This is a genomic window from Sphingomonas sp. UBA978 (assembly GCF_002292295.1).
Lineage (GTDB): Bacteria > Pseudomonadota > Alphaproteobacteria > Sphingomonadales > Sphingomonadaceae > Sphingomonas.
On sequence record NZ_DBBS01000005.1, the window covers coordinates 24183 to 45700 of the forward strand.

A 21518-nucleotide genomic window follows, 5' to 3' on the forward strand; every position below is an offset into this window, starting at 1 on the left:
CTATTTCTCTCCTTGCGTGTCGGTCCAGCGCTTGCCGGCCGGGAACACCTCGTCGAACCCGCCCTTCAGCGCCGATCCATAGACGGGGTTGGGCAGCACGAACCAGCCGTTGCCCCACAATGCCGCGACCGCGCCGCCGTCGGCCATGCGGCGGCGGTCGGCCGCGGACGGCAATGCGTTGAACAGGTCGCTGAAATCGCCGAGCTGGTCGCCGCCCATCGCGACGACGCAATAGCGCTGCGCGATGACGGTACGACGCGCGTCCTTGCCGCTGGCGCCATCGCGCAGGAACAGGTCGGTGCCCGGCACGAAGTCGCCCAGCCCGGCGGCCTTCAGCCCCGCGACCGTGCCGGCCGCGTTGGCGGCGCTGCGGTTGCTGTTGATGATGACCGTGATATTGGCGGCGCGCAGTGCGGCGAAGGCCTCGACCGCGCCGGGGACGGGCGCCACCGCCGCGGCACCGGTCCGCTCCCAGCGGGACCATTGCGCCGCATCGAAGGGCGCGGCCGGATCGCGCGCGGCCAGCGCCTCCACCCCGAGGTTGAGCACGACGGTTTCGTCCGCATCGAACACCGCGGCGCGCGGCTTGCCGGCGCAGCCCTCCCATTGCGGTGCGGCGAGCGTCGATCCCGGTTTCAGCACCACGCCGTCCCCGGCGGCGCGGCGATAGGTCGCATAGTTGACCAGCGCGCGGAACGCCTGCCGGCTGAGCGCCGCGGCCTCGCCCGATCCATAGAGATACTGGAATTGCGGCGGCACCGGCGCCCCCGCGACCGCCATCGCAGCCGCGCCGCCACCGGGCGGCGGCAGCGCCTTCAGCCCGGTGATCCGCACGACCTTGCCGTCCGCGGTATAGGTCTGCCCGGGCGCCGGTAGCGTCGCCACACGCGGACGGCGCGTCGGGCCGCACGCCGCGAGCGTCGCGGCGCCGGCGAGGATCAGGACGGTCCGCCGCATCACGCCTCGGCCTGCTCCCGCGCGCGGACGGTGCGGAATTCGATCTTCTTGTCGTAGGGCGCGCCGACGATCATCCGCTTCACATAGATGCCCGGCAGGTGGATCGCGTCGGGATCGAGGCTGCCGACTGGTACCACCTCCTCGACCTCGGCGATGCAGATCTTGCCCGCGGTCGCCATCGGCTGGTTGAAGTTGCGCGCGGTCTTGCGGAAGATGAGATTGCCGCTCTCGTCCGCCTTCCAGCCCTTGATGATGCTGATGTCGGAGCGGATGCCGCGTTCGAGGATATAGTCCTCGCCGTCGAAGCTCTTCACCTCCTTGCCCTCGGCGACCAAGGTGCCGACGCCGGTCTTCGTATAGAAGCCGGGGATGCCCGCGCCGCCGGCGCGGCAGCGTTCGGCGAGCGTCCCCTGCGGGCAGAATTCGACCTTGAGCTCACCGGACAGATACTGGCGCTCGAACTCCTTGTTCTCGCCGACGTAGCTGGAGATCATCTTTCTGACCTGGCGCGTGCGCAGCAGCTTGCCGAGCCCCTCGCCGTCCACCCCGGCATTGTTGCTGGCGATGGTCAGATCCCGGACCCCCGACGCCTGGATCGCATCGATCAGCCGTTCGGGGATGCCGCACAGGCCGAACCCGCCCGCGCAGATCGTCATGCCGTCGTGCAGCAGGCCGTCGAGCGCGGCTGCGGCATCGGGATAGAGCTTCTTCATCGCCCGTCACTCTCCTGTCGTTGCCGCGGCGATAGCGGGGCCGTCGCCGTAGCGTCAATCACGCGCTCGCCTCCCCTTCCTCTCAGGGAAGGGGCGCGGGCGAGTGGGGGCCTGGTGATACGGATCCCGAATGTGCCGGGTCGCCGTATCGCGAGCACGCCACCCACCCCCGGCCCCTCCCTTGAAGGGAGGGGAGGAAGGGTTACTTCAATGCCGCCTGCGCCGCCGCGAGCCGTGCGATCGGCACGCGATAGGGGCTGGCCGAGACGTAATCGAGCCCGACCTTTTCGCAGAAGGCGATGCTGGCCGGGTCGCCGCCATGTTCGCCGCAGATGCCGAGCTTGATGTCCGGCCGGGTCTTGCGGCCACGTTCCGCCGCCATCTCGATCAGTTCGCCGACGCCCTCGACGTCGATGCTGACGAACGGGTCCTTGGCGTATATGCCCTGTTCGACATAGGCGCCCAGGAAGCGCGCCGCATCGTCGCGGCTGACGCCCAGCGTCGTCTGGGTCAGGTCGTTGGTGCCGAACGAGAAGAACTCGCCCGTCTCGGCGATCTCGCCCGCCTTCAGCGCGGCGCGCGGCAGTTCGATCATCGTGCCGACCAGATATTCGATCGTCTTGCCGCGTTCGGCGAACACCGCCTGCGCCGCCTTGTCGACGACGATCTTCATCAGGTCGAGCTCGCGCTTGGTCGCGACCAGCGGGATCATCACCTCGGGGATCGGCGCCTTGCCCGATTTCTCGGCGACGTCGAGCGCCGCCTCGAAGATCGCGCGCGCCTGCGTCTCGTAGATCTCCGGATAGGTCACGCCCAGCCGGCAGCCGCGATGGCCGAGCATCGGGTTGAATTCGTGCAGCTCGGCGGCGCGCTGCTTGAGCACCTCGATATCGATCCCGGCCGCCGCGGCGACCTCGGCGAATTCATTCTCCTCGTGCGGCAGGAATTCGTGCAGCGGCGGATCGAGCAGCCGCACCGTCACCGGCAGGCCCGCCATCACCTCGAAGATCGCGGTGAAGTCGCTGCGCTGCGCCGGCAGCAGCCGCTCCAGCGCGGTGCGGCGGCCCGCCTCGTCGGTGGCGAGGATCATCTGCCGCACCGCGGTGATGCGATCGGCCTCGAAGAACATATGCTCGGTGCGGCACAGCCCGACGCCCTCCGCGCCGAAATCGCGCGCGGTCTGGCAGTCGAGCGGCGTTTCGGCATTGGCGCGCACCTTCAGGCGGCGCACCCCGTCGGCCCATTCCATCAGCGTGCCGAAATCGCCCGCCAGTTCAGGCTGGACGGTCGCGACCTCGCCGAACATCACCTCGCCACTGGCGCCATCGATGGTGATCGTGTCGCCTTCGCGGATCTCGCGCCCGGCCACCTTCATCACCTTGTCCTTGGCCGAGATCGACAGCGATCCGGCGCCGGAGACGCAGGGGCGGCCCATGCCGCGCGCCACGACGGCGGCGTGGCTGGTCATGCCGCCGCGCGCGGTCAGGATGCCCTGCGCCGCGTGCATGCCGTGAATATCCTCCGGACTGGTCTCGACGCGGACGAGGATGACCTTGTCGCCCGCCGCCTTGCGCTTTTCCGCAGTGTCGGCGTCGAACACGACGGTGCCGGACGCGGCGCCGGGCGAGGCCGGCAGCCCCTTGGCGATCACGTCGCGCGGCGCATCGGGGTCGAGCGTCGGGTGGAGCAGCTGGTCGAGCGCCATCGGATCGACGCGCAGGATCGCTTCCTCACGCGTGATAAGCCCCTCGCTCGCCATGTCGACCGCGATCTTGAGCGCCGCCTTGGCGGTACGCTTGCCCGAGCGGGTCTGCAGCATCCAGAGCTTGGTCTGTTCGACCGTGAACTCGATGTCCTGCATGTCGCGATAATGCGTTTCGAGCCGGTCAAACACCGCCGCCAGCTCGGCATAGACCTCGGGCATCGCCTCTTCCATCGAGGCGGGCTTGGCGCCGGCTTCCTCGCGGGCGACCTTGGTCAGATATTGCGGCGTGCGGATGCCGGCGACGACGTCCTCGCCCTGCGCGTTGATGAGGAATTCGCCGTAATAGGCGCGGTCGCCCTTGGCGGGATCGCGGGTGAAGGCGACGCCGGTCGCCGACGTCTCGCCCATGTTGCCGAAGACCATCGCCTGCACGTTGACCGCGGTGCCCCAGTCGGCGGGAATGTCGTTGAGCCGGCGATAGACCTTCGCCCGCTCCGACTGCCACGATCCGAACACCGCGCCGACCGCACCCCAGAGCTGGTCATGCACGTCCTGCGGGAAGGGCTTGCCCCATTCCTTCTCGACCAGCGACTTGTATTCGGCGACCAGCGCCTTGAGATCACCGGCGGTCAGCTCGGTATCGAGCGTGAAGCCATTGTCCTCCTTGGCGATCTCCAGCGCTTCCTCGAACGCGCCGTGGTCGAGTTCGAGCACGACGTCGGCGTACATCTGGATGAAGCGGCGATAGCTGTCCCAGGCGAAGCGTTCGTCGCCCGACTTCGTGGCCAGCCCCTCGACCGTCGCGTCGTTGAGGCCGAGGTTGAGCACGGTATCCATCATGCCCGGCATCGACACGCGCGCGCCGGAGCGGACCGACACCAACAGCGGATTGTCGGGATCGCCGAACGTCTTGCCGGTGATCCCCTCGATATGCGTGATCCCCGCGGCGACCTCGTCACGCAGCGACTGGGGGAATTGCTCCCCCTCCTCGTAATAGCGCGTGCACATCGCGGTGCTGATGGTGAAGCCCGGCGGCACCGGCAGGCCGATCGACGCCATTTCGGCAAGGTTCGATCCCTTGCCGCCGAGCAGATTCTTATCGCCCTTTCCGCCGTCCGAAACGCCGCCACCGAAACGGTACACGTATTGGGTCATCGCTGGTCCTTGAGCTACGTTGGATGCCTGTCCCGGGGAGGAGAGAAAGCACGGTCACGTCTGGTCGGCGGAAGGCGGGGGTATGCGCTACCCCTCGATCTTGGAGAAATCGGCCACGGCATGCACCGCCGCCCGCACCCGCGCCAGCAGCGCCAGCCGCGCGGCGCGCCGGTCGGGATCGGGATCGTTGACGGTGACGTCGTCGAAGAAGGTATCGATCGGCGCGCGCAGCGAGGCAAGCGCCGCCATCGCGCCCTCGAAATCCTCGCGCGCGATCGCCGATGCGGCGGCGGGTTCGGCGGCATCGAGCGCGGCGATGAGCGCGGCTTCGGCGGGTTCGGGTGCGTAATTCCCTCTCCCCTCGGGAGCGGACGGGTGAGGTTCGGCGGGCGTCTCGCCCCTGCCCTCACCCCGCGGCGCTGGCGCGCCTGCCCCCTCTCCCGCCGGGAGAGGGGAATAGCCCTCCTTCTTCAGGATGTTGGCAGCACGCTTGTAGCCGGCGAGCAGGTTGGTGCCGTCCCCGGTGGTGACGAAGGCCTGCAACGCGCGGACACGGGCAAGCAGACGGACGAGGTCATCCTCGCCGCCCAGCGCGAATACCGCGTCGATCAGGTCGTGACGAACGCCGGCCTCGCGTTGCTGCACCTTGAGGCGGTCGGCGAAGAAGTCGAGAATCGAATCAACAAACGGTTTTATGCGATCCACCACGGCCGACAGGCCTTGCATACGATCCGACACGTTTTGAACCTGAGCAGACAATCGTTTGAGATCATCGCTGTTCGAACTCATATCGACTAGCGCTCCGGACGCGTTCGGCGATGCATTGCCTGATCGCGATGAATCACCCATCACACGACGGACTTCAGCTTTCAAAGCAGCTAGATTCTGGGACTCCTGTTCACTGCGCTCCAGAAGATTTTCATGAACCACACGCTCTATTGGAAGGCGTACAGAAGCAACGCTCATCTGCAGGATCAGCGAAAGCGCCGAGCGCCGCAATGCAAACGGGTCTTTAGAGCCGGACGGACGGAGATCGGCTGCAAAAAAGTGTACGATCGTATCCAGCTTGTCCGCCAGCGACACCGCCACCGTGACCGGGGCGGTGGGCACGTCATCACCCTGCCCGACAGGCTTGTAATGGTCGCGGATCGCATCGGCGACTTCGCGCGGCTCGCCCTGCGCGGCGGCGTAATAGCCGCCCATCAGGCCCTGCAATTCGGGGAATTCGCCGACCATGCCGGTGACGAGGTCCGCCTTGGCGAGGCGTGCGGCGCGTTCTGCCATGTCGGCGAGGGACATACCCTCTCCCACCGGGAGAGGGAGGGGCCCGCCCGGCGCAGCCGGGTGGGAGGGTGAGGGTGACGTGACAGGCGTTAGGCCCTCACCCTCACCCCGCGGCTCTGACGCGCCTTGCCCCTCTCCCGATGGGAGAGGGGAAGAAACGATCCCCTCTTCGATCAGCCAGCGGGCGAGCTTGGCGACGCGGTCGACCTTGTCGGCGAGCGTGCCGAGCTTTTCGTGAAAGACGATGTTGGAGAGCTTTGCCGCCTGCTCCTCCAACGGTGTCTTAAGGTCCGTCTCGTAGAAGAAGCGCGCATCGCTCAGTCGCGCGGCGAGCACCTTGCGGTTGCCCTCGACGATCTTGGCGCCGCCGTCGGTCGCCTCGATATTGGCGGTGCAGACGAAGGCGTTCGCCAGTGCGCCGGCGCCGTCGCGGCAGACGAAATACTTCTGGTTCACCCGCGCGGTAAGCTGGATCACCTCCGGCGGCACCGACAGATAGTCCGCGTCGAAGCGGCCGAGCAGCGGCACCGGCCATTCGGTGAGGCCCGCATTCTCCGCGACCAGCCCCTCGTCCTCGACCAGCACCAGCCCCGCCTCGGTGGCCAGCGCGGCGGCGCGGTCGCGGATCAGCGTGCGGCGTTCGTCCTGGTCGACGATCACGTGGCAGGCGCGCAGTTTCTCGACGTAATCCGCCGCCGACCCGATCGTGATCTGGCCCGGGTGATGGAAGCGATGGCCGAAGGTCGCGAACCCCGAACGGATGCCGGCGATCTCGACGTCGACCAGATCCTCGCCGAACAGCGCGACGATGCCGTGCAGCGGCCGCACCCAGCGCAGGCTCTCGGTCGAGGCGGAGGCGGCGCCCCAGCGCATCGACTTGGGCCAGGGAAAGGCGCGGATGATCGCCGGGATCGCCTCCGCGAGCACCGCCGTGGTGGCGCGGCCGGGCTTTTCGGTGACCGCATAGAACACGCCGTCGCGTTCCGTCAGCGCGTCGCGGGTGAGCCCGGTCTTGCGCAGGAACCCGTCCAGCGCCTGCGGCGGGGCGCCCGTCTTGGGGCCCTTCAGCTCTTCGGACACCGCCTGCGTCTCGACCGGCAGGTCGCGCGCGATCAGCACCAGCCGGCGCGGCGTCGCATAGGTGACCAGCGCCGCGGCAGCGAGGCCGGCCTTCGCCAATTCGCCCGCGAACAGCCGCGACAGATCGTCCCGCGCCTTGTCCTGCATGCGCGCGGGGATTTCTTCGGAGCGGAGTTCTAGAAGGAAGTCGGTCATTGCGAGGCGCCGAAGAAGGAAGAAGGTTTTTTTGCGCGCGGAGGCGCGGAGACGCGGAGAAGAAGTGAAGAGATTTCGGGCCGCGCTCGTGACAGCGACAGAGCTTCGAGCCGCAGGCGCCTTTCATGTCGGGCTAGCAGGATCGCGAGACCATTCGAAGGACGCGACCGTTCGCCGCCCGTCTTCTCCGCGTCTCCGCGTCTCCGCGTGAACCTCCCTTCTTCCATGCGCGGCAGAAGCATCACGCCGCCCACCCGTTCTTCTCCATCCACGCGCCGCACGCGCCCTTGGCGAGGTCGCGGACGCGGCCGATATAGGCCTGCCGCTCCGCCACGGAGATGACGCCGCGCGCCTGCAACAGGTTGAAGGTGTGGCTGGCCTTGATCGCCTGTTCGTAGGCCGGGATCGGCAAGCCGGCGGCGAGGCTGTTCTCGCACTCCGCCGCCGCCTTTTTGAAGGCGTCGAACAGCGTCGCGGTGTCCGCGACCTCGAAATTCCACGTCGACATCTGCTTCTCATTCTCGAGAAACACGTCGCCATAGCTTACGCCGTGATCGTTGAACTTGAGGTCGTAGACGTTGTCGACGTCCTGGATGTACATCGCCAGCCGTTCGAGCCCGTAGGTCAGCTCGCCCGCGACCGGCTTCATGTCGAATCCGCCCATCTGCTGGAAATAGGTGAACTGCGTCACCTCCATCCCGTCGCACCAGACCTCCCAGCCCAGCCCCCAGGCGCCGAGCGTCGGCGATTCCCAATCGTCTTCGACGAAGCGGATGTCATGCCGCGTCATGTCGACGCCGATCGCCGCGAGGCTGCCGAGATACAGTTCCTGCAGGTCGGGCGGCGAGGGCTTCAGGATCACCTGATACTGGTAATAATGCTGCAGGCGGTTGGGGTTCTCGCCGTAGCGCCCGTCGGTCGGGCGGCGGCACGGCTGGACGAAGGCGGCGTTCCACGTGTCCGGGCCGAGCGCGCGCAGCGTCGTCGCCGGATGGAAGGTGCCCGCGCCCATCTCCATGTCGTACGGCTGGAGGATCACGCAGCCCCTGTCGCTCCAATAGTCATGGAGCGTGAGGATCATCTTCTGGAAGGAAAGCGGTGTGGCGGCCATTGCGCCTGTGGCTTTGGCGGATGAGGCGGCGTCTAGCAAGTGGTGCAGCGCGGCATTAGCTATGGGGCGAGCTTCACTTCAGGACACCGTTCCCGCATGATCCGAACCCTTGGCGCCGCGATATCGGCAATCGCGCTCAGCCTCGCGCTGCCCGCCTGCGCGCAGCAGCCCGCCACGCCCGCCCCCTCCCCGGCGGCGAACGATGCCGACCCCGCGCTGTGGGTGGTGAAGGACAAGGATACGACGGTCTATCTGTTCGGCACGATCCACGTGCTGAAACCCGGCCTGACCTGGTTCGACGAGGCGGTGAAGACCGCCTTCGACCGGTCGGACGAGGTCAAGCTGGAGATCGTGATGCCCGATCCCGCGACGATGCAGGGGCTGGTGCAGGCGACCGGCGTCGCCGCGCCGGGCACCCCGCCGCTGACGGAGCGCCTGCCCGAGGGCAAGCGCGCCGCCTTCACCAAGGCGGTGACCGACCTCGGCCTGCCCGCCAACGCGCTCGACCGGTACAAGCCGTGGCTGGCGGCGACGCAGCTGTCGGTCGCGCCCTTGTCGAAGCTCGGCTACGACAGCACCAACGGGCCGGAGGAGGTCATCTCCGCCGCGGCGAAACAGGCGAACAAGCCGCTGACGGGGCTGGAAACGCCGGAACAGCAGCTCGGCTTCTTCGGCAGCCTGTCGGACGCGGCGCAATTGCAGTTCCTCGAAAGCACCGTCGACGAACTGCCCAAGCTCGACAGCCAGATGGCCAACATGGTGGAGGATTGGGCGAAGGGCGATCCCGACGCGCTGGCACGCGAGATGAACGACGAGCTGAAGAGTTCGCCGGAGGTGGCGAAGGTGCTGCTGACCGATCGCAACGCGCGCTGGGCGCAGTGGATCAAGCAGCGGATGACGACGCCGGGAACCGTGTTCGTCGCGGTGGGTGCGGGGCATCTGGCCGGGCCCGATTCGGTGCAGGCGCACCTGGCGAAGCTGGGGGTCAAGGCGGAGCGGGTTAAGTACTGACGCCGGTCACCTGTCCTCACCCCTCGGCGCTGCGCGCCTCTCCCCTCTCCCGCCGGGAGAGGGGATAAGACGGCGAAGCCGGCGAAGGGTGAGGACGGGAGCGCGACGCTGAGTTGCTTTTCCCGCCCCCGTCCGCTAAGCGCCGCCGCTTCCGGTCATGGTCATCCCTGGAGGCGTGGCGCGGAAGCACATACAAGCACGTTTCGGAAGGTTATCTGCATGAGCGACACCATTACGCTCGCAGCCGAGACGCGCGACCGGGTTGGCAAGGGAGCCTCCCGGGCGCTGCGTCGTGACGGCCGCGTCCCCGCCGTGATCTACGGCCAGAACAAGGAACCGACCTCGATTCATCTCGAGGAAAAGGCGCTGATGAAGGCGCTGATGACCGGTCACTTCATGAATTCCGTCATCATGGTCTCCGGCGAGCGTACGCTGCCGAAGGACGTGACGTTCCACCCGGTCACCGATCGTCCGGTGCACGTCGACTTCCTGCGCATCGGTGAGCACACCGAAGTGACCGTGGCCGTCCCCGTCGTGTTCGCCGACGAAGACGAATGCCCGGGCATCAAGCGCGGCAACGGCGTGCTGAACGTCACGCGCCACGAGATCGAGCTGATCGTCGACGCCGCGGACATCCCCTCGGAGATCACGATCTCGCTGAAGGGTCGCGAGATCGGCGATTCGATCCACATCAGCGACGTGACGCTGCCGAAGGGCGCGAAGCCCGCGATCGACGACCGCGATTTCGCGATCGCCACGATCGTGCCGCCGACCGTCCCGACCGCGCAGGACGAGGCGCTCGAGGCCGAAGTCGCCGAGACGCAGGCTGCCGAGGCGGCTGCCGAAGCCGAAGCGACCGACGCCGGGGACGACGCCAAGGAGGGCTGATCCCCTTCGTCGAACCGTTGAAGGGGGCAGGGTGGCGCAAGCTCCCCTGCCCTTTTTTCGTTCTTGGTTCCGGCGGCCTGCTTGCCGTCCCGTCACCCCGGACTTGTTCCGGGGTCCACCGGGCGGCTAGGCGCAGCGGTCGAACCACTGGCGGTTCGCCTCGCCGCGAAGTGGACCCCGGAACAAGTCCGGGGTGACGAAGAATAAGGACCAAAGCCATGCAGATCTGGACCGGGCTCGGCAATCCGGGGCCGCAATATGCGCTGCACCGGCACAATGTCGGCTTCATGGCGCTCGACCTGATCGCCGACATGCACGGCTTCGCGCCGGTCAAAAAGCAGTTCCAGGGCTGGACGCAGGAGGGGCGGATCGGCAACCACAAGGTGCTGCTGCTCAAGCCCGCGACCTTCATGAACGAGAGCGGTCGCGCGATCGGCGAGGCGCTGCGCTTCTACAAGCTCGGCCCCGACGCGCTCACCGTCTTCCACGACGAGCTCGATCTCGCGCCGTTCAAGGTGAAGGTGAAGCGCGGCGGCGGCACCGCCGGGCATAACGGGCTGCGCTCGACCGACCAGCATCTGGGGCCGGAGTTCCGCCGCGTCCGGCTCGGCATCGGCCATCCCGGCCACAAGGATCGCGTCACCGGCTATGTGCTCGGCAATTACGCCAAGGCGGAGATGGACGGCCTTGCCGACATGCTCGGCGCGATCGGGGCGGAGGCGCCGTGGCTCGCCGCGGGCGACGACGTGCGGTTCATGAACGATGTCGCTATGAGGCTGGCGTCATGACGATCCGCACCCTGTTCGCCACCCGCTTCTATGAGGACGATCTCGGCGACGCCGCGCTGCTCGAGGAACTGGAGGATGCCTGCCTCGATCTCGCGCGGCAGGACCGCGCCGGCGTCGCCTGGTCGAAGGCGCACGGCTATCGCGGCTACACCTCCTACGCCTCGTTGAACGACCTGCCCGCGCGCGACCCGCGCTTCGCCGATCTGGTCCGGCTGCTCAACAAGCATGTCGCGCGCTTCGCCGAGGCGTGCGCGTTCGACCTCGGCGGGCGCAAGCTGACGCTCGACAGCCTGTGGGTCAACGTCCTCAAGCCCGGCGGCACGCATTCCGGCCATATCCACCCGCACAGCGCGGTCAGCGGCACGATCTATGTCGCCACGCCGCCGGGCGCGGGCGCGCTCAAGCTGGAGGACCCGCGGCTGCCGATGATGATGGCCGCCCCCACCCGCCGCGCCGACGCGGGCGAGGATCACGCGACCTTCGTCTATGCCGAACCCAGGGCCGGCAGCGTCTTCCTGTGGGAAAGCTGGCTGCGGCACGAGGTCGTCCCCAATGCCGCCAAGGGCAAACGGATCAGCATCAGCTTCAACTATCGCTGATCCGCCTTTCCGCCGCCGCAATCGCGTATCACCTTCGGGCGATCGGGAGGCGAGGCGATGCGGCTGGCGGTGATGATGGCGATGCAGGCGGTGGCCGGTCCGCCGGTGCCCGCGGAACTGCGGCCGGTCCGGCCGACCCCGGTCGCGACGCCGTGCAACGAACCGGATGCGCAGGGCGACATCGTCGTCTGCGCCCGCGTCCGCGACGCCGATCGCCTGCCGCGAATCGACCCCGATCGCTACGCCGGGCGGCCGGTGCGCGCCGAAACCGGGCTGGTCGGCAAGATGCGCATGTCGGCCGCGGCGGAACAGGGGACGCTGCCCAACGGCCAGAGCAGCCCGCGCGCGATGCTGCATTTCAAGCTGCCGTTCTGATCCGCAACCCGCCGTTCACGCGCGCGACGTTACGACGGCGATCATGCGTATCACGACATCCCGGATCGGCCTTGCCGCCGTCGTCCTGCTGGCCCCCGGCGGCTTCCTGCTGGGCGCGACCCTGATCGCGAACAACTACCGCAAACGCCATGCGAAGACGCCGTCGGACCCGCCGATCGTTTCCTGAACGGAACGTTGTTTCAGGTTCATGCAACCGGCTTATGTTGACCGACGTTAGCACATCACAAGTTTCGAGAACGGGAGTGATTTTTATGCGTAAGTTGATGCTCGCCATGGGTTGCGCCGCGATGGTCCTGCCCGCCACCATGGTCGTGCCGGTGTCGCAGGCCGGTGCGCAGCGCTACAAGTATCGCGAATGGCGCGACGATCGCGGCCGCGTCCGCTGCCGCAAGCCCGACGGCACCACCGGTGCAGTGGTCGGCGCGGTCGGCGGTGCGCTGCTGGGTCGCACGATCGACACCCGCGGCGACCGTACGGTCGGCACGCTGGGCGGCGCGGTCGCCGGTGGCCTGCTCGGTCGCGAGATCGACCGCGGCGGCAAGCGCCGCTGCCGCTAAGCCACGGGATAAGTTTCGTCAGGAGGGGCGTCGCGAGGAAACTCGCGGCGCCCTTTCTGCGTATGCACGTCCGAACCCCACAGGAGACGTTTTACATGGTCACCCGCAGCGCTTCGGCGAGCTACGACGGCCTCGGCAAGGACGGCAAGGGCAAGATCACGACCCAGTCGGGCGTGCTCAGCGACAGCAATTACGGCTTCGGCACCCGCTTCGAGGATGGTCCCGGCACCAATCCCGAAGAGCTGATCGCGGCGGCGCATGCCAGCTGCTTCACGATGGCGCTCAGCTTCGCGCTCGCCGGCGCCGGCCATGCGCAGGGCAATCTCAAGACCGACGCCAAGGTGACGCTGGACAAGGACGGCGACGGCTTCACCATCACCAGGTCCGCGCTGACGCTGACCGGTCATGTAGAGGGCATCGACCAGGCGGAATTCGAACGTATCGCCAACGAAGCCAAGGCCGGCTGCCCGGTCTCCAAGGTCCTCAACTGCGACATCACGCTCGCGACCACCTTCGGCTGATCCGCCGGGACGGCCTGTCGGAGTGGTGAACGCGACGTAGTTTGCCGTTCACGCAACCCGGCGGGCCGTCCGCTGGTTCTGTGGGCACGTCCATCAAGGAGCCAGACCCATGCGTATCGCCTTCCTGTCCGCCGCACTTGTGGCGACGATATTCTCGGCGATCCCCGCCGCCGCCCAGGACACCCGCCGCGAGGCGAACCGGGAGTATCGTGGCGAGGTACGCGACGCCCGTCAGGACGATCGCCGCGAATTGCGCAATGCCGATTCGCGCCGCGACGTCCGCGATGCCCGCCGCGAATATCGCGACGAGGTCCGCGACGCGCGTCAGGATCGCCGCGGCGACCTGCGCGACATTCGTCAGGACCGCCGCGACGACTGGCGCCAGTATCGCAACTACGATTACAACCGCCTGCCCCGCGGGCAGCGTGCCTATTTCGCCGATCAATATTATCGCGACGGCCGCTACTACCAGACGCGCCGACTCGGTCGTAACGACCGCATCTATCGCGGCAACAACGGGCGTTATTACTGCCGCCGCACCGACGGCACGACCGGCCTGATCGTCGGCGGGCTTGCCGGCGGTGCGCTCGGCAACGTCATTGCCGGCGGCGGTTCGCGCCTGCTCGGCACGCTGGTCGGCGCCGGCGGCGGTGCGCTGCTCGGCCGGTCGATCGACCGCGGTCAGGTCACCTGCCGCTGATCGACGGCGCAGGATTAAGAAAGGGCCCGGTGGCGACATCGGGCCTTTCTCACGTCCTCAGATGATGCCGCCACCCAGGCTGAGGCGGATCGCGAAGATCACGATCAGCACGAGATTGAGGTTGCGACCGCCGTTCGACGACGACATCGCGCCGATCGCGGCGCCGACGATGCCGATCGGAATGACCAGCCAGTTCATCCAGCCGAGCAACGGCATGAAAGCGACGAGCCCGAGCACTAGGGTGACGAGGCCGATCGCGACGGAGACGATGTTGAGCATGGCGCCAACATGGTCGCTGTCTCGGCACGGGACAAGCGCCCATCGTGTGACGTTCGGTTAACCATCAACGCCGATGGCACCTTAACGGCGGCTGCGCCATGACCATGGCGTGACGACGAATCGCGCCCTCCTCCTGTCCGTCCTGCTGCTCGCCGCGTGCAGCAAGGAACCCGCATCGCAGCAGGACCTCGACAGCCTCGACCGGGAACTGACCGGATCGGCGGCGGGCAACACGCGCGATCCGGCGCTGACCGCGGCGCTGCACGACCAGATCATGGTCGATCCCGCGCTGACGCAGAGCGCCAACACCAATGTCGTGCGCCCGCCGAGCCGCCCCGACCCGCTGTCGGTGCCGGTCGACCCTGCCCGCAGCGGCGACGGCGTGCGCGCCGCGGATCTCAAGCCCGTCCCCGCCGCCGGCAAGGACTGCCCGGCCTGTCGCAAGGCCGATGGCGCGCTGACGCTGGGTGAGCTCGCGGCGCGCCAGTCTGGCGACGGCGGCTGCGCGCAGCGCGTGACCTATTCCGCCGCCTGGGCCAACCGCCTGCCCGCCGACGTGCCGCTCTATCCCGATGCGCGCGTGCGCGAGGCCGCCGGCAACGACGCCTGCGGGCTGCGCGTCGTCAGCTTCACCAGCGCCGCGCCGGTCGGCCGCATCCTCGACTGGTACAATGCGCGTGTCAGCCGCGCCGGCTATTCCGCCGAGCATCAGGCGTCGGGCGCACAGCACATCTTGGGCGGCACGCGCGGCGATGCCGCCTATATCGTCTATGCGACCGCCAGCCCTGGCGGCGGCAGCGACATCGACCTGCTGGTCCGCTAACGCCAGAGCGGCGGGTCAGCCAAGGGTACGGCAACAGCACTGCCATAGATCAAGGCGATCATCGCTTGCGATCTCCGGCCGCTCGCCCATATTGTGCAGCGCAGCATCAATACGTCTGCCGGCGATCCTGCCCCTTACGTGGAGTGCGCGCATGCGACGTTTGTCCGATACCATCGGCCGCCTGGCCGCCGCCCGCATGCCGCTCGACGGGCGGACCGGGACGACGCCCGATCGCCTGACCGATCTCAATGGCTTCGGCCGCAATCCCGGCAACCTGCGCGCGCGCTTGTATGTGCCCGCCAGCGTCGCGGCACGGCCGGCGCTGGTCGTGGTCCTCCACGGCTGCACGCAGAATGCCGCCGGCTACGACATGGGTGCGGGCTGGTCGCGACTCGCGGACGAACAGGGGTTCGTGCTGCTGTTCCCGGAACAGAAGAGCGCCAACAATCCCAACCGCTGCTTCAACTGGTTCGCCGCCGAAGACGTCAGCCGCGACCATGGCGAGGCGCAGTCGATCCACGAGATGATCGCCGCGATCCGCGACGATCACGACGTCGATCCCGACCGGATCTTCATCAACGGCCTGTCCGCCGGTGGCGCGATGACCGCGGTGATGCTGGCGACCTATCCCGAATTGTTCGCTGGTGGCGCGATCATCGGCGGCCTGCCCTATGGCACCGCGATGGGCGTGGTGCAGGCGCTCGACCGGATGCGCGGCCACGGCATGCCCGACGACGCCGCGCTGGCCACGCTGGCACGCGATGCGTCGGGGCATAGCGGCCGCTGGCCGACGCTGTCGGTGTGGCATGGCGATTCGGATGCGACGGTGCAGGATGCCAATGCCGAGGCGATCCTGACCCAATGGCGCGCGCTGCACGGCGTCGCCGACACGCCGGCATCGCGCAGCGCGACCGGCGGTCAGGTGCATCGCACGTGGCAGGACGCCGCCGGCCGGACGGTGATCGAGGATCACCGCATCGCCGGCATGGGCCATGGCACGCCGATCGCGACGCGCGGCGCGGAGGCGGGCGGCACCGCCGGCGCGTTCATGCTCGACGTCGGCATTTCCTCGACGCGGCGGATCGCCGCCTTCTGGGGCATCGCGCCCGCCCCCGCGGCGACCGGCGACCCCACTGCCTCCACCGCCGCGCCCCGCCAGCCGCAGCGCCTGCGCCCCGAACCGACGCCCCGACGCGAGGTGACCGGCGTCGCCGCGATCATCGACGATGCGCTGCGGGCCGCCGGGCTCGTCCGCTGACGCGGCGGTGTGCGGCCTGCATTCCCCTGACGGCGTTCTTGCTTTAGGGCGAGCGGCATGCCTCTTGTCTTAGTCATGGTCGGCGGTGCCCTAGGGAGCGGCGCACGCTATCTCACCGGCCGCGCCGCGCTTTCGCTGTTCGGCCCGAACTTCCCCTACGGCACCCTCGCCGTCAACCTGATCGGCGGGCTGCTGATGGGCGCGCTGGCCGGCAGCCTCGTGCGCGCCGCCGGCTCCGGCGAGGCGTGGCGGCTGTTCGTCGGCGTCGGCGTGCTCGGCGGCTTCACCACCTTTTCCTCGTTCAGCCTCGACGTCGTCACCCTGATCGAGCGCGGCGCGCCCGGCACCGCGCTCTTCTATGTCCTGCTGTCCGTGACCGGATCGGTGCTGGCGCTGTTCGCCGGGCTGATGATGACCCGCACCGGAGGCACGCTGGCATGAGCGACGACAGCAAGGCGATCCGGGATCAGGGCATCCGCCAGTTCAACGTCGGCTATGACGACGACGGCATCCGGCTCGATCGCTGGTTCAAACGGCATCTGCCCGACACCAGCTTCACCACCGTCGCCAAATGGGCACGCACCGGCCAATTGCGCGTCGATGGATCGCGCGCCACGCCGGGCGACCGGATCAAGGCCGGCCAGACGCTGCGCGTGCCGCCGCCCGAACCCGAGATCAAGGACGAGGCCGGCGTCGTCGTCGCCAAGCCGAAGCGCGAACGCGCGCCGCTGAGCGAGGACCAGACCGCCTTCGCGCGCGAGATGGTGATCCACAAGGACCTGCAGGCGCTCGTCCTCAACAAGCCGCCCGGCCTCGCCACCCAGGGCGGCACCAAGACGATCGATCACGTCGACGGCCTGCTCGACGCGCTGCAGTACGATGCCGAAGGGCGGCCGAAGCTCGTCCACCGCCTCGACAAGGACACGTCGGGCGCGCTGCTCGTCGCCCGCACCAGCCGCGCCGCGGCGTTCTTCGCCAAGGCCTTTTCCGGCCGCACCGCGCGCAAGATCTATTGGGCGCTGATCGTCGACGTCCCCTCGATCGAGGATGGCGTCATCGACCTGCCGATCGGCAAGCAGCCCGGCACCGGCGGCGAGAAGATGCACGTCGACGAGGAGAACGGCTCGCCCGCGCGCACCCGCTATCGCGTCATCGAACGCGCCGGCAACCGCTGCGCCTGGGTCGAGTTACAGCCGTTCACCGGCCGTACGCATCAGCTGCGCGTCCATATGGCGGCGATCGGCCATCCGATCGTCGGCGACGGCAAATATGGCGGCGCGGCGGCATTCCTGACCGGCGGGATCAGCCGCAAGATGCACCTGCACGCACGCCGCATCCGCGTCGACCATCCCGACGGCGGCAGCATCGACGAAACCGCGAGCCTGCCGACGCACTTCGCCGAGAGCCTCGCCACCCTGGGCTTCGACGAGGCGAAGGGCGATGCGATGCCGTTCGAGGAAGTGAAGAAGGGGCCGCCGCCCAAGGCCGTGCTCAAGCAACGCGCCAAGGCGCATGCCAAGTCGATGCGCAAGGAGCATCGCGGCGAGCGGCGCCGGCGCGGCGCCAAGGACTGATGCACCCCGACCCCCGGTTTCGGTCGGATACGGCGTTGCTTGCCGATGCGGAGCGGATCGGATTCGCCCATATCTTCGCGGCGACGCCGGACGGGCCGATGGTGGTACAGGCTCCGGTGACGCTGCATGGCGAACGGCTGCGCTTCCATGTGTCGCGCGCCAACCGCATCGCGCCGCATATGGACGGCGCATCGGTCGTGCTGAGCCTGGCCGAGGTACAGGGCTATGTCAGCGCCAATTTCTACGCAGCGCCCGGCAATCAGGTGCCGACTTGGAATTACGTGTCGGTCGAGGTCGATGGCATCGCCAACGCGATCGGTGCGGACGAACTGACGGAACAGCTGGACCGGCTTGCGGCGCTGCACGAACCGCGCGACGATCCTTGGACGCGCGACAAGGTCGATCCCGTCGTCTTCGCGAAGCTGCTCGGCGGCATCCGTGGGTTCGACGTCACGGTGACGGCGGTGCGCGGCACGACCAAGCTCAGCCAGAACAAGACACCGCAGGATCGCGCCGGCGTCGTCGCGGGGCTGCGCCGCGAGGGACGGCATGCGCTGGCCGACCGGATGGACACGCTGCGCTGACCAGCCCCTTCACCTGTCCGTCCCGCCCCGCTACGGCAGCACGATGACCAAACTCGCCGTGTTCGACTGCGACGGCACGCTCGTCGACAGCCAGGCCAATATCTGCGTCGCGATGGAGGAGGCGTTCCGCATCGCCGACCTGCCCGCGCCGCCGCGACCCGCGATCCGGCGCATCGTCGGACTGAGCCTGGTCGAGGCGATCCGCGCGCTGCTGCCGCATGCCGACGACGCGCAGCACCGGCGGATGGCGGCGGATTACAAGGATGCGTTCTTCCGCCTGCGCACCAGCGGCGCGATGGCGGAGGAGCCTTTGTTCGAGGGGATCGGCGACGTGCTGCGGACGCTCGCGGCGGGCGGGTGGACGCTCGGCGTCGCGACCGGCAAGTCGGATCGCGGGCTGGCGCACATCCTCGCGCACCATGATATCGCCGACCGCTTCGTCACCCTGCAGACCGCGGACCGCCATCCGTCCAAGCCCGATCCGGCGATGCTGCTCGCGGCGATGGACGAAGCGGGCGCGACGCCGCAGAACAGCGCGATGATCGGCGACACCAGTTTCGACATGGCGATGGCCAGGGCGGCGGGTGTGCGCGCGGTCGGTGTCGCCTGGGGCTATCACGATGTGCGCGACCTAATCGATGGCGGCGCCGACGTCGTCGCCGATCATGTCGCCGCGCTGCCGGGCCTGCTGGTATGACCGCGCACGAGGCGCGAGCCCGCCGCCGCTGGCTCGGCATCGTCGCCAGCCGCATCGTCGGCAGCCTCGGCGCCGTGTTCGGGCTGGTGCTGGCGGTGCGCGCACCCGACTGGCCGGTAAAGGTGCTCGGCGTCGCGATCACCCTGTCGGCGCTGGCGGTGGTCGCAATCGTGCCGGCGAGCCTCGCGCACCGCTGGCGGACCCCGCCCGGGTCATGAAGCGCTTCTGGACCGAGGTCGCGGTCGACGCCGATCGCGTCGTGACGCTCGATGGCCGGCCGGTGCGCACGCCCGGCCGCGTGCCGCTCGCGCTGCCGACCGACGCGCTCGCGGCGTTGGTCGCGGCGGAATGGCGCGCGGTGCCGGAGACGGTCGATCCACGCGCGATGCCGCTGACCGGGCTGGCCAATGCGGCGATCGACCGGATCGCACCCGCGTCCGCGCCCTTCGCCGCCGGCCTCGCCGCTTATGGCGACAGCGACCTGCTCTATTACCGTGCCCAAACGCCCGATCCGCTGATCGACCGGCAGAAGGCCGCGTGGGACCCGTGGCTCGACTGGGCGCGTGCGCGCTACGACGTGCATTTCGAAACCACCGCCGGCATCGTCCACCGCGCCCAGCCCACGGCGACGCGCGCGCGCCTCGGCGAAGCGGTGGCGGCGCTCGATCCGTTCCGGCTGGCGGGGCTGTCGCCGGTGGTGACGATCACCGGATCGCTGGTGCTCGCGCTCGCGCTGGTCGAACGCGCCGGCGATGCGGACAGCCTGTGGGCGGCCGCTCACGTCGACGAAGACTGGCAGGCGGAGATGTGGGGCGAGGACGACCTCGCGACTCAGGCCCGCGCCCACAAGCGCCGCGAATTCGACGCCGCGTCGGCGTTCCTGTCCGCGCTGGAAACCTGACGGCCGCGATCAGTGCGTTTCGGCGACCCGGGTCAGGCGGCGGATGAAGCCGATCAGGCCGGTCTGGCGTGACCGCTTCAACCGTTCCGCAGCCAGGATCGTCTTCACGCCCTTGAAACACTGATCGACGTCGTCGTTGACCAGCACATAGTCATAGCCGTCCCAGTGGCTGACCTCGTTGGCGGCGCGCGCCATCCGCGCGTCGATCACCTCGGCCGAATCGGTGTTGCGGTTGGTCAGGCGGGTACGAAGCTCCGCCATCGACGGCGGGAAGATGAACACGCGGACGACGTCGCCGCCGGCGATCTGGAACAGCTGCTGCGCGCCCTGCCAGTCGATGTCGAACAGCACGTCCTTACCCGCCGCCAGCATCTCTTCGACCTGTGCGCGCGGCGTGCCGTAGCGGTGGCCGAAGACGTGCGCCCATTCGAGGAATTCGTCCTCCGCGGCCATGCGGCGGAATTCCTCGAGGTCGACGAAATGATAGTCCTTGCCGTCGGTTTCGCCGGGCCGGATCGTCCGCGTCGTCGCCGACACCGACATCGCCAGTTCGGGTTCGTCGGCCAGCAATTTGCGCGCGATGGTGGACTTGCCCGCGCCGGATGGCGAAGACAGCACGAACAGGACGCCACGGCGGCGGAAGTTGTGCGGATCGGTGGGGAGGGACGACGGCATGCGCGCTAGTGGCGTCTGGGTGGGGCGGGCGTCAAGCATCGGTGGCCGGCTCGCCGCGAAAAGTGCGTGGTTGATCCCGCTGCTGCTGGTCGCCACCGCTGCGATCCTGCTGCTGATGGGCCGGTCGGCGATCTGCCCCTGCGGCCGGATCGCGCTGTGGCACGGCGCGGTCCAGTCCGACCAGAACAGCCAGCAGCTTTCCGACTGGTACAGCCTCAGCCATATCGTCCACGGTCTGCTCTTTTATGGCATCACCCGGCTCGCGCTGCGCCGCTGGCCATGGACCGCGCGGCTGGTCGTCGCGGTGGCGATCGAGGCGGGGTGGGAAATCCTGGAAAATTCGCCGCTGATTATCGATCGCTATCGCAGCGTCACCATGGCCTGGGGCTATACCGGGGACAGCGGGCTCAATTCGATCAGCGACATCGCGATGATGATGCTCGGATTCGCGATCGCCCGGCGCCTGCCATGGTGGGCGAGCGCCGGGCTGGTCGTGATCCTCGAACTGGTCGCACTGGCCGCGATCCGCGACAATCTGACGCTCAACCTGCTGATGCTAATCGCGCCCGTGGACGCGATCCGCATCTGGCAGGCGGGTTAGATCCGTCCGCGGCGGCGATCATAGGCCTTCTTGGCGACATAGCCGCCGCCGAGCAGCATGCCGAGCGGGCCCATCCGGCGCATCGCACCCATGGTCAGCGCGCCGATCGCTGCGCCCTTCATGCCGTTGCCGCCCTCGCGACGACCCATTTCGCGCCCGACGAGCGCACCGATAATCTTGCCGATCATGCTTCCACCTTTCCGAAAATCTGGTCCTTGAGCTCCGTCGCACCGCGCAGCACCGCCCAGCCGACCGCATAGGTGACGGCGAGCGGCAGCACGATCTTGAGCACGTTCGCCGTCACCGCACCGATGATCGCGCCGTCCGCGACGCCGTCGTCGCCCGATATCGAATCGATCGCCGCGCCGATCAGCGCGCCTGTGGTTGTCGTGCTCACATCATGCCCCTTGCGGTGTGGTGCTTCGAAGCGCGCGAACCGCGGGGAAGTTCCTCGTGACGGCCGCGC

At 68.3% G+C, this 21518-nt stretch carries 27 protein-coding genes; 18 read left to right on the forward strand and 9 right to left on the reverse strand.

The genetic code is table 11. The features are described from left to right. The 5 genes from B2515_RS01575 to B2515_RS01595 all read right to left on the reverse strand — a co-directional run bounded on the left by B2515_RS01575 (position 1) and on the right by B2515_RS01595 (position 8200). A complete protein-coding gene (locus tag B2515_RS01575) occupies positions 1-957 on the reverse strand; it encodes an HAD family acid phosphatase (protein ID WP_293872876.1) in 957 nt (318 codons plus the stop codon). Then, a complete protein-coding gene (locus B2515_RS01580; protein WP_293872878.1) occupies positions 957-1670 on the reverse strand; it encodes a CoA transferase subunit A in 714 nt (237 codons plus the stop codon). Before B2515_RS01580 ends, B2515_RS01575 begins: the two co-directional genes overlap by 1 nt. Positions 1671-1872: 202 nt before the next feature. Beyond that, entirely contained in the window at positions 1873-4530 is a 2658-nt protein-coding gene (ppdK, locus tag B2515_RS01585) for a pyruvate, phosphate dikinase (RefSeq protein WP_293872880.1), read from the reverse strand. 87 nt (positions 4531-4617) lie between these two features. Then, positions 4618-7089, reverse strand: a complete 2472-nt coding sequence (glyS, locus tag B2515_RS01590) for a glycine--tRNA ligase subunit beta (protein ID WP_293872882.1) — start codon at positions 7087-7089, stop codon at positions 4618-4620. A gap of 241 nt (positions 7090-7330) precedes the next feature. Next, complete coding sequence (locus tag B2515_RS01595) at positions 7331-8200, reverse strand: glycine--tRNA ligase subunit alpha (protein WP_293872884.1); 870 nt, start codon at positions 8198-8200, stop codon at positions 7331-7333. 96 nt (positions 8201-8296) lie between these two features. Between B2515_RS01595 and B2515_RS01600 the strand changes: the two genes are divergently transcribed. From B2515_RS01600 to B2515_RS01640, 9 genes are all read left to right on the forward strand, one after another. Continuing rightward, a complete protein-coding gene (locus B2515_RS01600; protein WP_293872886.1) occupies positions 8297-9211 on the forward strand; it encodes a TraB/GumN family protein in 915 nt (304 codons plus the stop codon). A 219-nt stretch (positions 9212-9430) separates the two neighbouring features. Then, positions 9431-10099 carry a 50S ribosomal protein L25/general stress protein Ctc gene (locus B2515_RS01605; RefSeq protein WP_293872887.1) on the forward strand — a complete coding sequence of 223 codons (669 nt, stop codon included), beginning with the start codon at positions 9431-9433 and terminating at the stop codon, positions 10097-10099. Between the two features lie 218 nt (positions 10100-10317). After that, positions 10318-10887 (forward strand): aminoacyl-tRNA hydrolase, encoded by a 570-nt coding sequence (gene pth / locus B2515_RS01610; protein WP_293872888.1) that lies wholly within the window; start codon positions 10318-10320, stop codon positions 10885-10887. Further along, positions 10884-11486: a TIGR02466 family protein gene (locus B2515_RS01615; protein WP_293872890.1), complete on the forward strand. Its 603-nt coding sequence runs from the start codon at positions 10884-10886 to the stop codon at positions 11484-11486. Before pth ends, B2515_RS01615 begins: the two co-directional genes overlap by 4 nt. A 57-nt stretch (positions 11487-11543) precedes the next feature. After that, the gene (locus tag B2515_RS01620) at positions 11544-11861 is read left to right on the forward strand and encodes a 5'-nucleotidase (RefSeq protein ID WP_293872892.1); all 318 of its coding nucleotides are present in this window, start codon (positions 11544-11546) and stop codon (positions 11859-11861) included. 43 nt (positions 11862-11904) lie between these two features. Then, positions 11905-12048 carry a hypothetical protein gene (locus tag B2515_RS01625; protein ID WP_293872893.1) on the forward strand — a complete coding sequence of 48 codons (144 nt, stop codon included), beginning with the start codon at positions 11905-11907 and terminating at the stop codon, positions 12046-12048. 85 nt (positions 12049-12133) lie between these two features. Then, positions 12134-12439 (forward strand): glycine zipper 2TM domain-containing protein, encoded by a 306-nt coding sequence (locus B2515_RS01630; protein WP_293872895.1) that lies wholly within the window; start codon positions 12134-12136, stop codon positions 12437-12439. A 95-nt stretch (positions 12440-12534) separates the two neighbouring features. Beyond that, positions 12535-12960, forward strand: a complete 426-nt coding sequence (locus B2515_RS01635; protein WP_293872897.1) for an OsmC family protein — start codon at positions 12535-12537, stop codon at positions 12958-12960. A 109-nt stretch (positions 12961-13069) separates the two neighbouring features. Beyond that, positions 13070-13660, forward strand: coding sequence for a glycine zipper 2TM domain-containing protein (locus B2515_RS01640; protein WP_293872898.1), 591 nt, complete (start codon positions 13070-13072; stop codon positions 13658-13660). A gap of 57 nt (positions 13661-13717) precedes the next feature. Here B2515_RS01640 and B2515_RS01645 read toward each other — a convergent pair whose 3' ends face one another. Next, complete coding sequence (locus tag B2515_RS01645) at positions 13718-13939, reverse strand: hypothetical protein (RefSeq protein WP_293872899.1); 222 nt, start codon at positions 13937-13939, stop codon at positions 13718-13720. A gap of 109 nt (positions 13940-14048) precedes the next feature. On the opposite strand from B2515_RS01645, the gene B2515_RS01650 reads away from it, so the two are divergent. The 8 genes from B2515_RS01650 (at position 14049) to B2515_RS01685 (ending at position 19776) form a co-directional block, all read left to right on the forward strand. Continuing rightward, positions 14049-14762, forward strand: a complete 714-nt coding sequence (locus tag B2515_RS01650) for a hypothetical protein (RefSeq protein WP_293872900.1) — start codon at positions 14049-14051, stop codon at positions 14760-14762. A 151-nt stretch (positions 14763-14913) separates the two neighbouring features. Beyond that, the gene (locus B2515_RS01655; protein ID WP_293872901.1) at positions 14914-16020 is read left to right on the forward strand and encodes an alpha/beta hydrolase family esterase; all 1107 of its coding nucleotides are present in this window, start codon (positions 14914-14916) and stop codon (positions 16018-16020) included. Between the two features lie 57 nt (positions 16021-16077). After that, a complete protein-coding gene (gene crcB, locus B2515_RS01660) occupies positions 16078-16461 on the forward strand; it encodes a fluoride efflux transporter CrcB (protein ID WP_293872902.1) in 384 nt (127 codons plus the stop codon). Then, positions 16458-17594, forward strand: coding sequence for an RluA family pseudouridine synthase (locus tag B2515_RS01665; protein ID WP_293872903.1), 1137 nt, complete (start codon positions 16458-16460; stop codon positions 17592-17594). The genes crcB and B2515_RS01665 overlap by 4 nt, the downstream gene beginning before the upstream one ends. Further along, positions 17594-18178, forward strand: a complete 585-nt coding sequence (locus B2515_RS01670; RefSeq protein WP_293872905.1) for an FMN-binding negative transcriptional regulator — start codon at positions 17594-17596, stop codon at positions 18176-18178. Before B2515_RS01665 ends, B2515_RS01670 begins: the two co-directional genes overlap by 1 nt. Before the next feature lie 43 nt (positions 18179-18221). Continuing rightward, positions 18222-18875 carry an HAD-IA family hydrolase gene (locus B2515_RS01675; RefSeq protein ID WP_293872906.1) on the forward strand — a complete coding sequence of 218 codons (654 nt, stop codon included), beginning with the start codon at positions 18222-18224 and terminating at the stop codon, positions 18873-18875. Next, positions 18872-19093: a hypothetical protein gene (locus tag B2515_RS01680; RefSeq protein ID WP_293872907.1), complete on the forward strand. Its 222-nt coding sequence runs from the start codon at positions 18872-18874 to the stop codon at positions 19091-19093. Before B2515_RS01675 ends, B2515_RS01680 begins: the two co-directional genes overlap by 4 nt. Further along, the gene (locus tag B2515_RS01685; protein WP_293872908.1) at positions 19090-19776 is read left to right on the forward strand and encodes an ATP12 family chaperone protein; all 687 of its coding nucleotides are present in this window, start codon (positions 19090-19092) and stop codon (positions 19774-19776) included. The genes B2515_RS01680 and B2515_RS01685 overlap by 4 nt, the downstream gene beginning before the upstream one ends. Before the next feature lie 9 nt (positions 19777-19785). Here B2515_RS01685 and gmk read toward each other — a convergent pair whose 3' ends face one another. Continuing rightward, complete coding sequence (gene gmk / locus B2515_RS01690) at positions 19786-20451, reverse strand: guanylate kinase (protein ID WP_293872909.1); 666 nt, start codon at positions 20449-20451, stop codon at positions 19786-19788. Between gmk and B2515_RS01695 the strand changes: the two genes are divergently transcribed. After that, positions 20450-21052: a DUF2585 family protein gene (locus B2515_RS01695; protein ID WP_293872910.1), complete on the forward strand. Its 603-nt coding sequence runs from the start codon at positions 20450-20452 to the stop codon at positions 21050-21052. The two genes, gmk and B2515_RS01695, sit on opposite strands and share 2 nt — an antisense overlap. Here the strand turns inward: B2515_RS01695 and B2515_RS01700 are convergent. After that, positions 21049-21240 (reverse strand): hypothetical protein, encoded by a 192-nt coding sequence (locus tag B2515_RS01700; protein WP_293872911.1) that lies wholly within the window; start codon positions 21238-21240, stop codon positions 21049-21051. The two genes, B2515_RS01695 and B2515_RS01700, sit on opposite strands and share 4 nt — an antisense overlap. Then, positions 21237-21449, reverse strand: coding sequence for a hypothetical protein (locus B2515_RS01705; RefSeq protein ID WP_293872912.1), 213 nt, complete (start codon positions 21447-21449; stop codon positions 21237-21239). Before B2515_RS01705 ends, B2515_RS01700 begins: the two co-directional genes overlap by 4 nt. Between the last annotated feature and the right edge of the window lie 69 nt (positions 21450-21518).

What these genes read in the sequence shown, in the direction of transcription:
- B2515_RS01575 (WP_293872876.1), bottom strand. Translation starts at nt 957, where the DNA reads ATGCGGCGGACCGTCCTGATCCTCGCCGGCGCCGCGACGCTCGCGGCG.
- B2515_RS01580 (WP_293872878.1), bottom strand. Translation starts at nt 1,670, where the DNA reads ATGAAGAAGCTCTATCCCGATGCCGCAGCCGCGCTCGACGGCCTGCTG.
- ppdK (WP_293872880.1), bottom strand. Translation starts at nt 4,530, where the DNA reads ATGACCCAATACGTGTACCGTTTCGGTGGCGGCGTTTCGGACGGCGGA.
- glyS (WP_293872882.1), bottom strand. Translation starts at nt 7,089, where the DNA reads ATGACCGACTTCCTTCTAGAACTCCGCTCCGAAGAAATCCCCGCGCGC.
- B2515_RS01595 (WP_293872884.1), bottom strand. Translation starts at nt 8,200, where the DNA reads ATGGCCGCCACACCGCTTTCCTTCCAGAAGATGATCCTCACGCTCCAT.
- B2515_RS01600 (WP_293872886.1), top strand. Translation starts at nt 8,297, where the DNA reads ATGATCCGAACCCTTGGCGCCGCGATATCGGCAATCGCGCTCAGCCTC.
- B2515_RS01605 (WP_293872887.1), top strand. Translation starts at nt 9,431, where the DNA reads ATGAGCGACACCATTACGCTCGCAGCCGAGACGCGCGACCGGGTTGGC.
- pth (WP_293872888.1), top strand. Translation starts at nt 10,318, where the DNA reads ATGCAGATCTGGACCGGGCTCGGCAATCCGGGGCCGCAATATGCGCTG.
- B2515_RS01615 (WP_293872890.1), top strand. Translation starts at nt 10,884, where the DNA reads ATGACGATCCGCACCCTGTTCGCCACCCGCTTCTATGAGGACGATCTC.
- B2515_RS01620 (WP_293872892.1), top strand. Translation starts at nt 11,544, where the DNA reads ATGCGGCTGGCGGTGATGATGGCGATGCAGGCGGTGGCCGGTCCGCCG.
- B2515_RS01625 (WP_293872893.1), top strand. Translation starts at nt 11,905, where the DNA reads ATGCGTATCACGACATCCCGGATCGGCCTTGCCGCCGTCGTCCTGCTG.
- B2515_RS01630 (WP_293872895.1), top strand. Translation starts at nt 12,134, where the DNA reads ATGCGTAAGTTGATGCTCGCCATGGGTTGCGCCGCGATGGTCCTGCCC.
- B2515_RS01635 (WP_293872897.1), top strand. Translation starts at nt 12,535, where the DNA reads ATGGTCACCCGCAGCGCTTCGGCGAGCTACGACGGCCTCGGCAAGGAC.
- B2515_RS01640 (WP_293872898.1), top strand. Translation starts at nt 13,070, where the DNA reads ATGCGTATCGCCTTCCTGTCCGCCGCACTTGTGGCGACGATATTCTCG.
- B2515_RS01645 (WP_293872899.1), bottom strand. Translation starts at nt 13,939, where the DNA reads ATGCTCAACATCGTCTCCGTCGCGATCGGCCTCGTCACCCTAGTGCTC.
- B2515_RS01655 (WP_293872901.1), top strand. Translation starts at nt 14,914, where the DNA reads ATGCGACGTTTGTCCGATACCATCGGCCGCCTGGCCGCCGCCCGCATG.
- crcB (WP_293872902.1), top strand. Translation starts at nt 16,078, where the DNA reads ATGCCTCTTGTCTTAGTCATGGTCGGCGGTGCCCTAGGGAGCGGCGCA.
- B2515_RS01665 (WP_293872903.1), top strand. Translation starts at nt 16,458, where the DNA reads ATGAGCGACGACAGCAAGGCGATCCGGGATCAGGGCATCCGCCAGTTC.
- B2515_RS01670 (WP_293872905.1), top strand. Translation starts at nt 17,594, where the DNA reads ATGCACCCCGACCCCCGGTTTCGGTCGGATACGGCGTTGCTTGCCGAT.
- B2515_RS01675 (WP_293872906.1), top strand. Translation starts at nt 18,222, where the DNA reads ATGACCAAACTCGCCGTGTTCGACTGCGACGGCACGCTCGTCGACAGC.
- B2515_RS01680 (WP_293872907.1), top strand. Translation starts at nt 18,872, where the DNA reads ATGACCGCGCACGAGGCGCGAGCCCGCCGCCGCTGGCTCGGCATCGTC.
- B2515_RS01685 (WP_293872908.1), top strand. Translation starts at nt 19,090, where the DNA reads ATGAAGCGCTTCTGGACCGAGGTCGCGGTCGACGCCGATCGCGTCGTG.
- B2515_RS01695 (WP_293872910.1), top strand. Translation starts at nt 20,450, where the DNA reads ATGCGCGCTAGTGGCGTCTGGGTGGGGCGGGCGTCAAGCATCGGTGGC.
- gmk (WP_293872909.1), bottom strand. Translation starts at nt 20,451, where the DNA reads ATGCCGTCGTCCCTCCCCACCGATCCGCACAACTTCCGCCGCCGTGGC.
- B2515_RS01700 (WP_293872911.1), bottom strand. Translation starts at nt 21,240, where the DNA reads ATGATCGGCAAGATTATCGGTGCGCTCGTCGGGCGCGAAATGGGTCGT.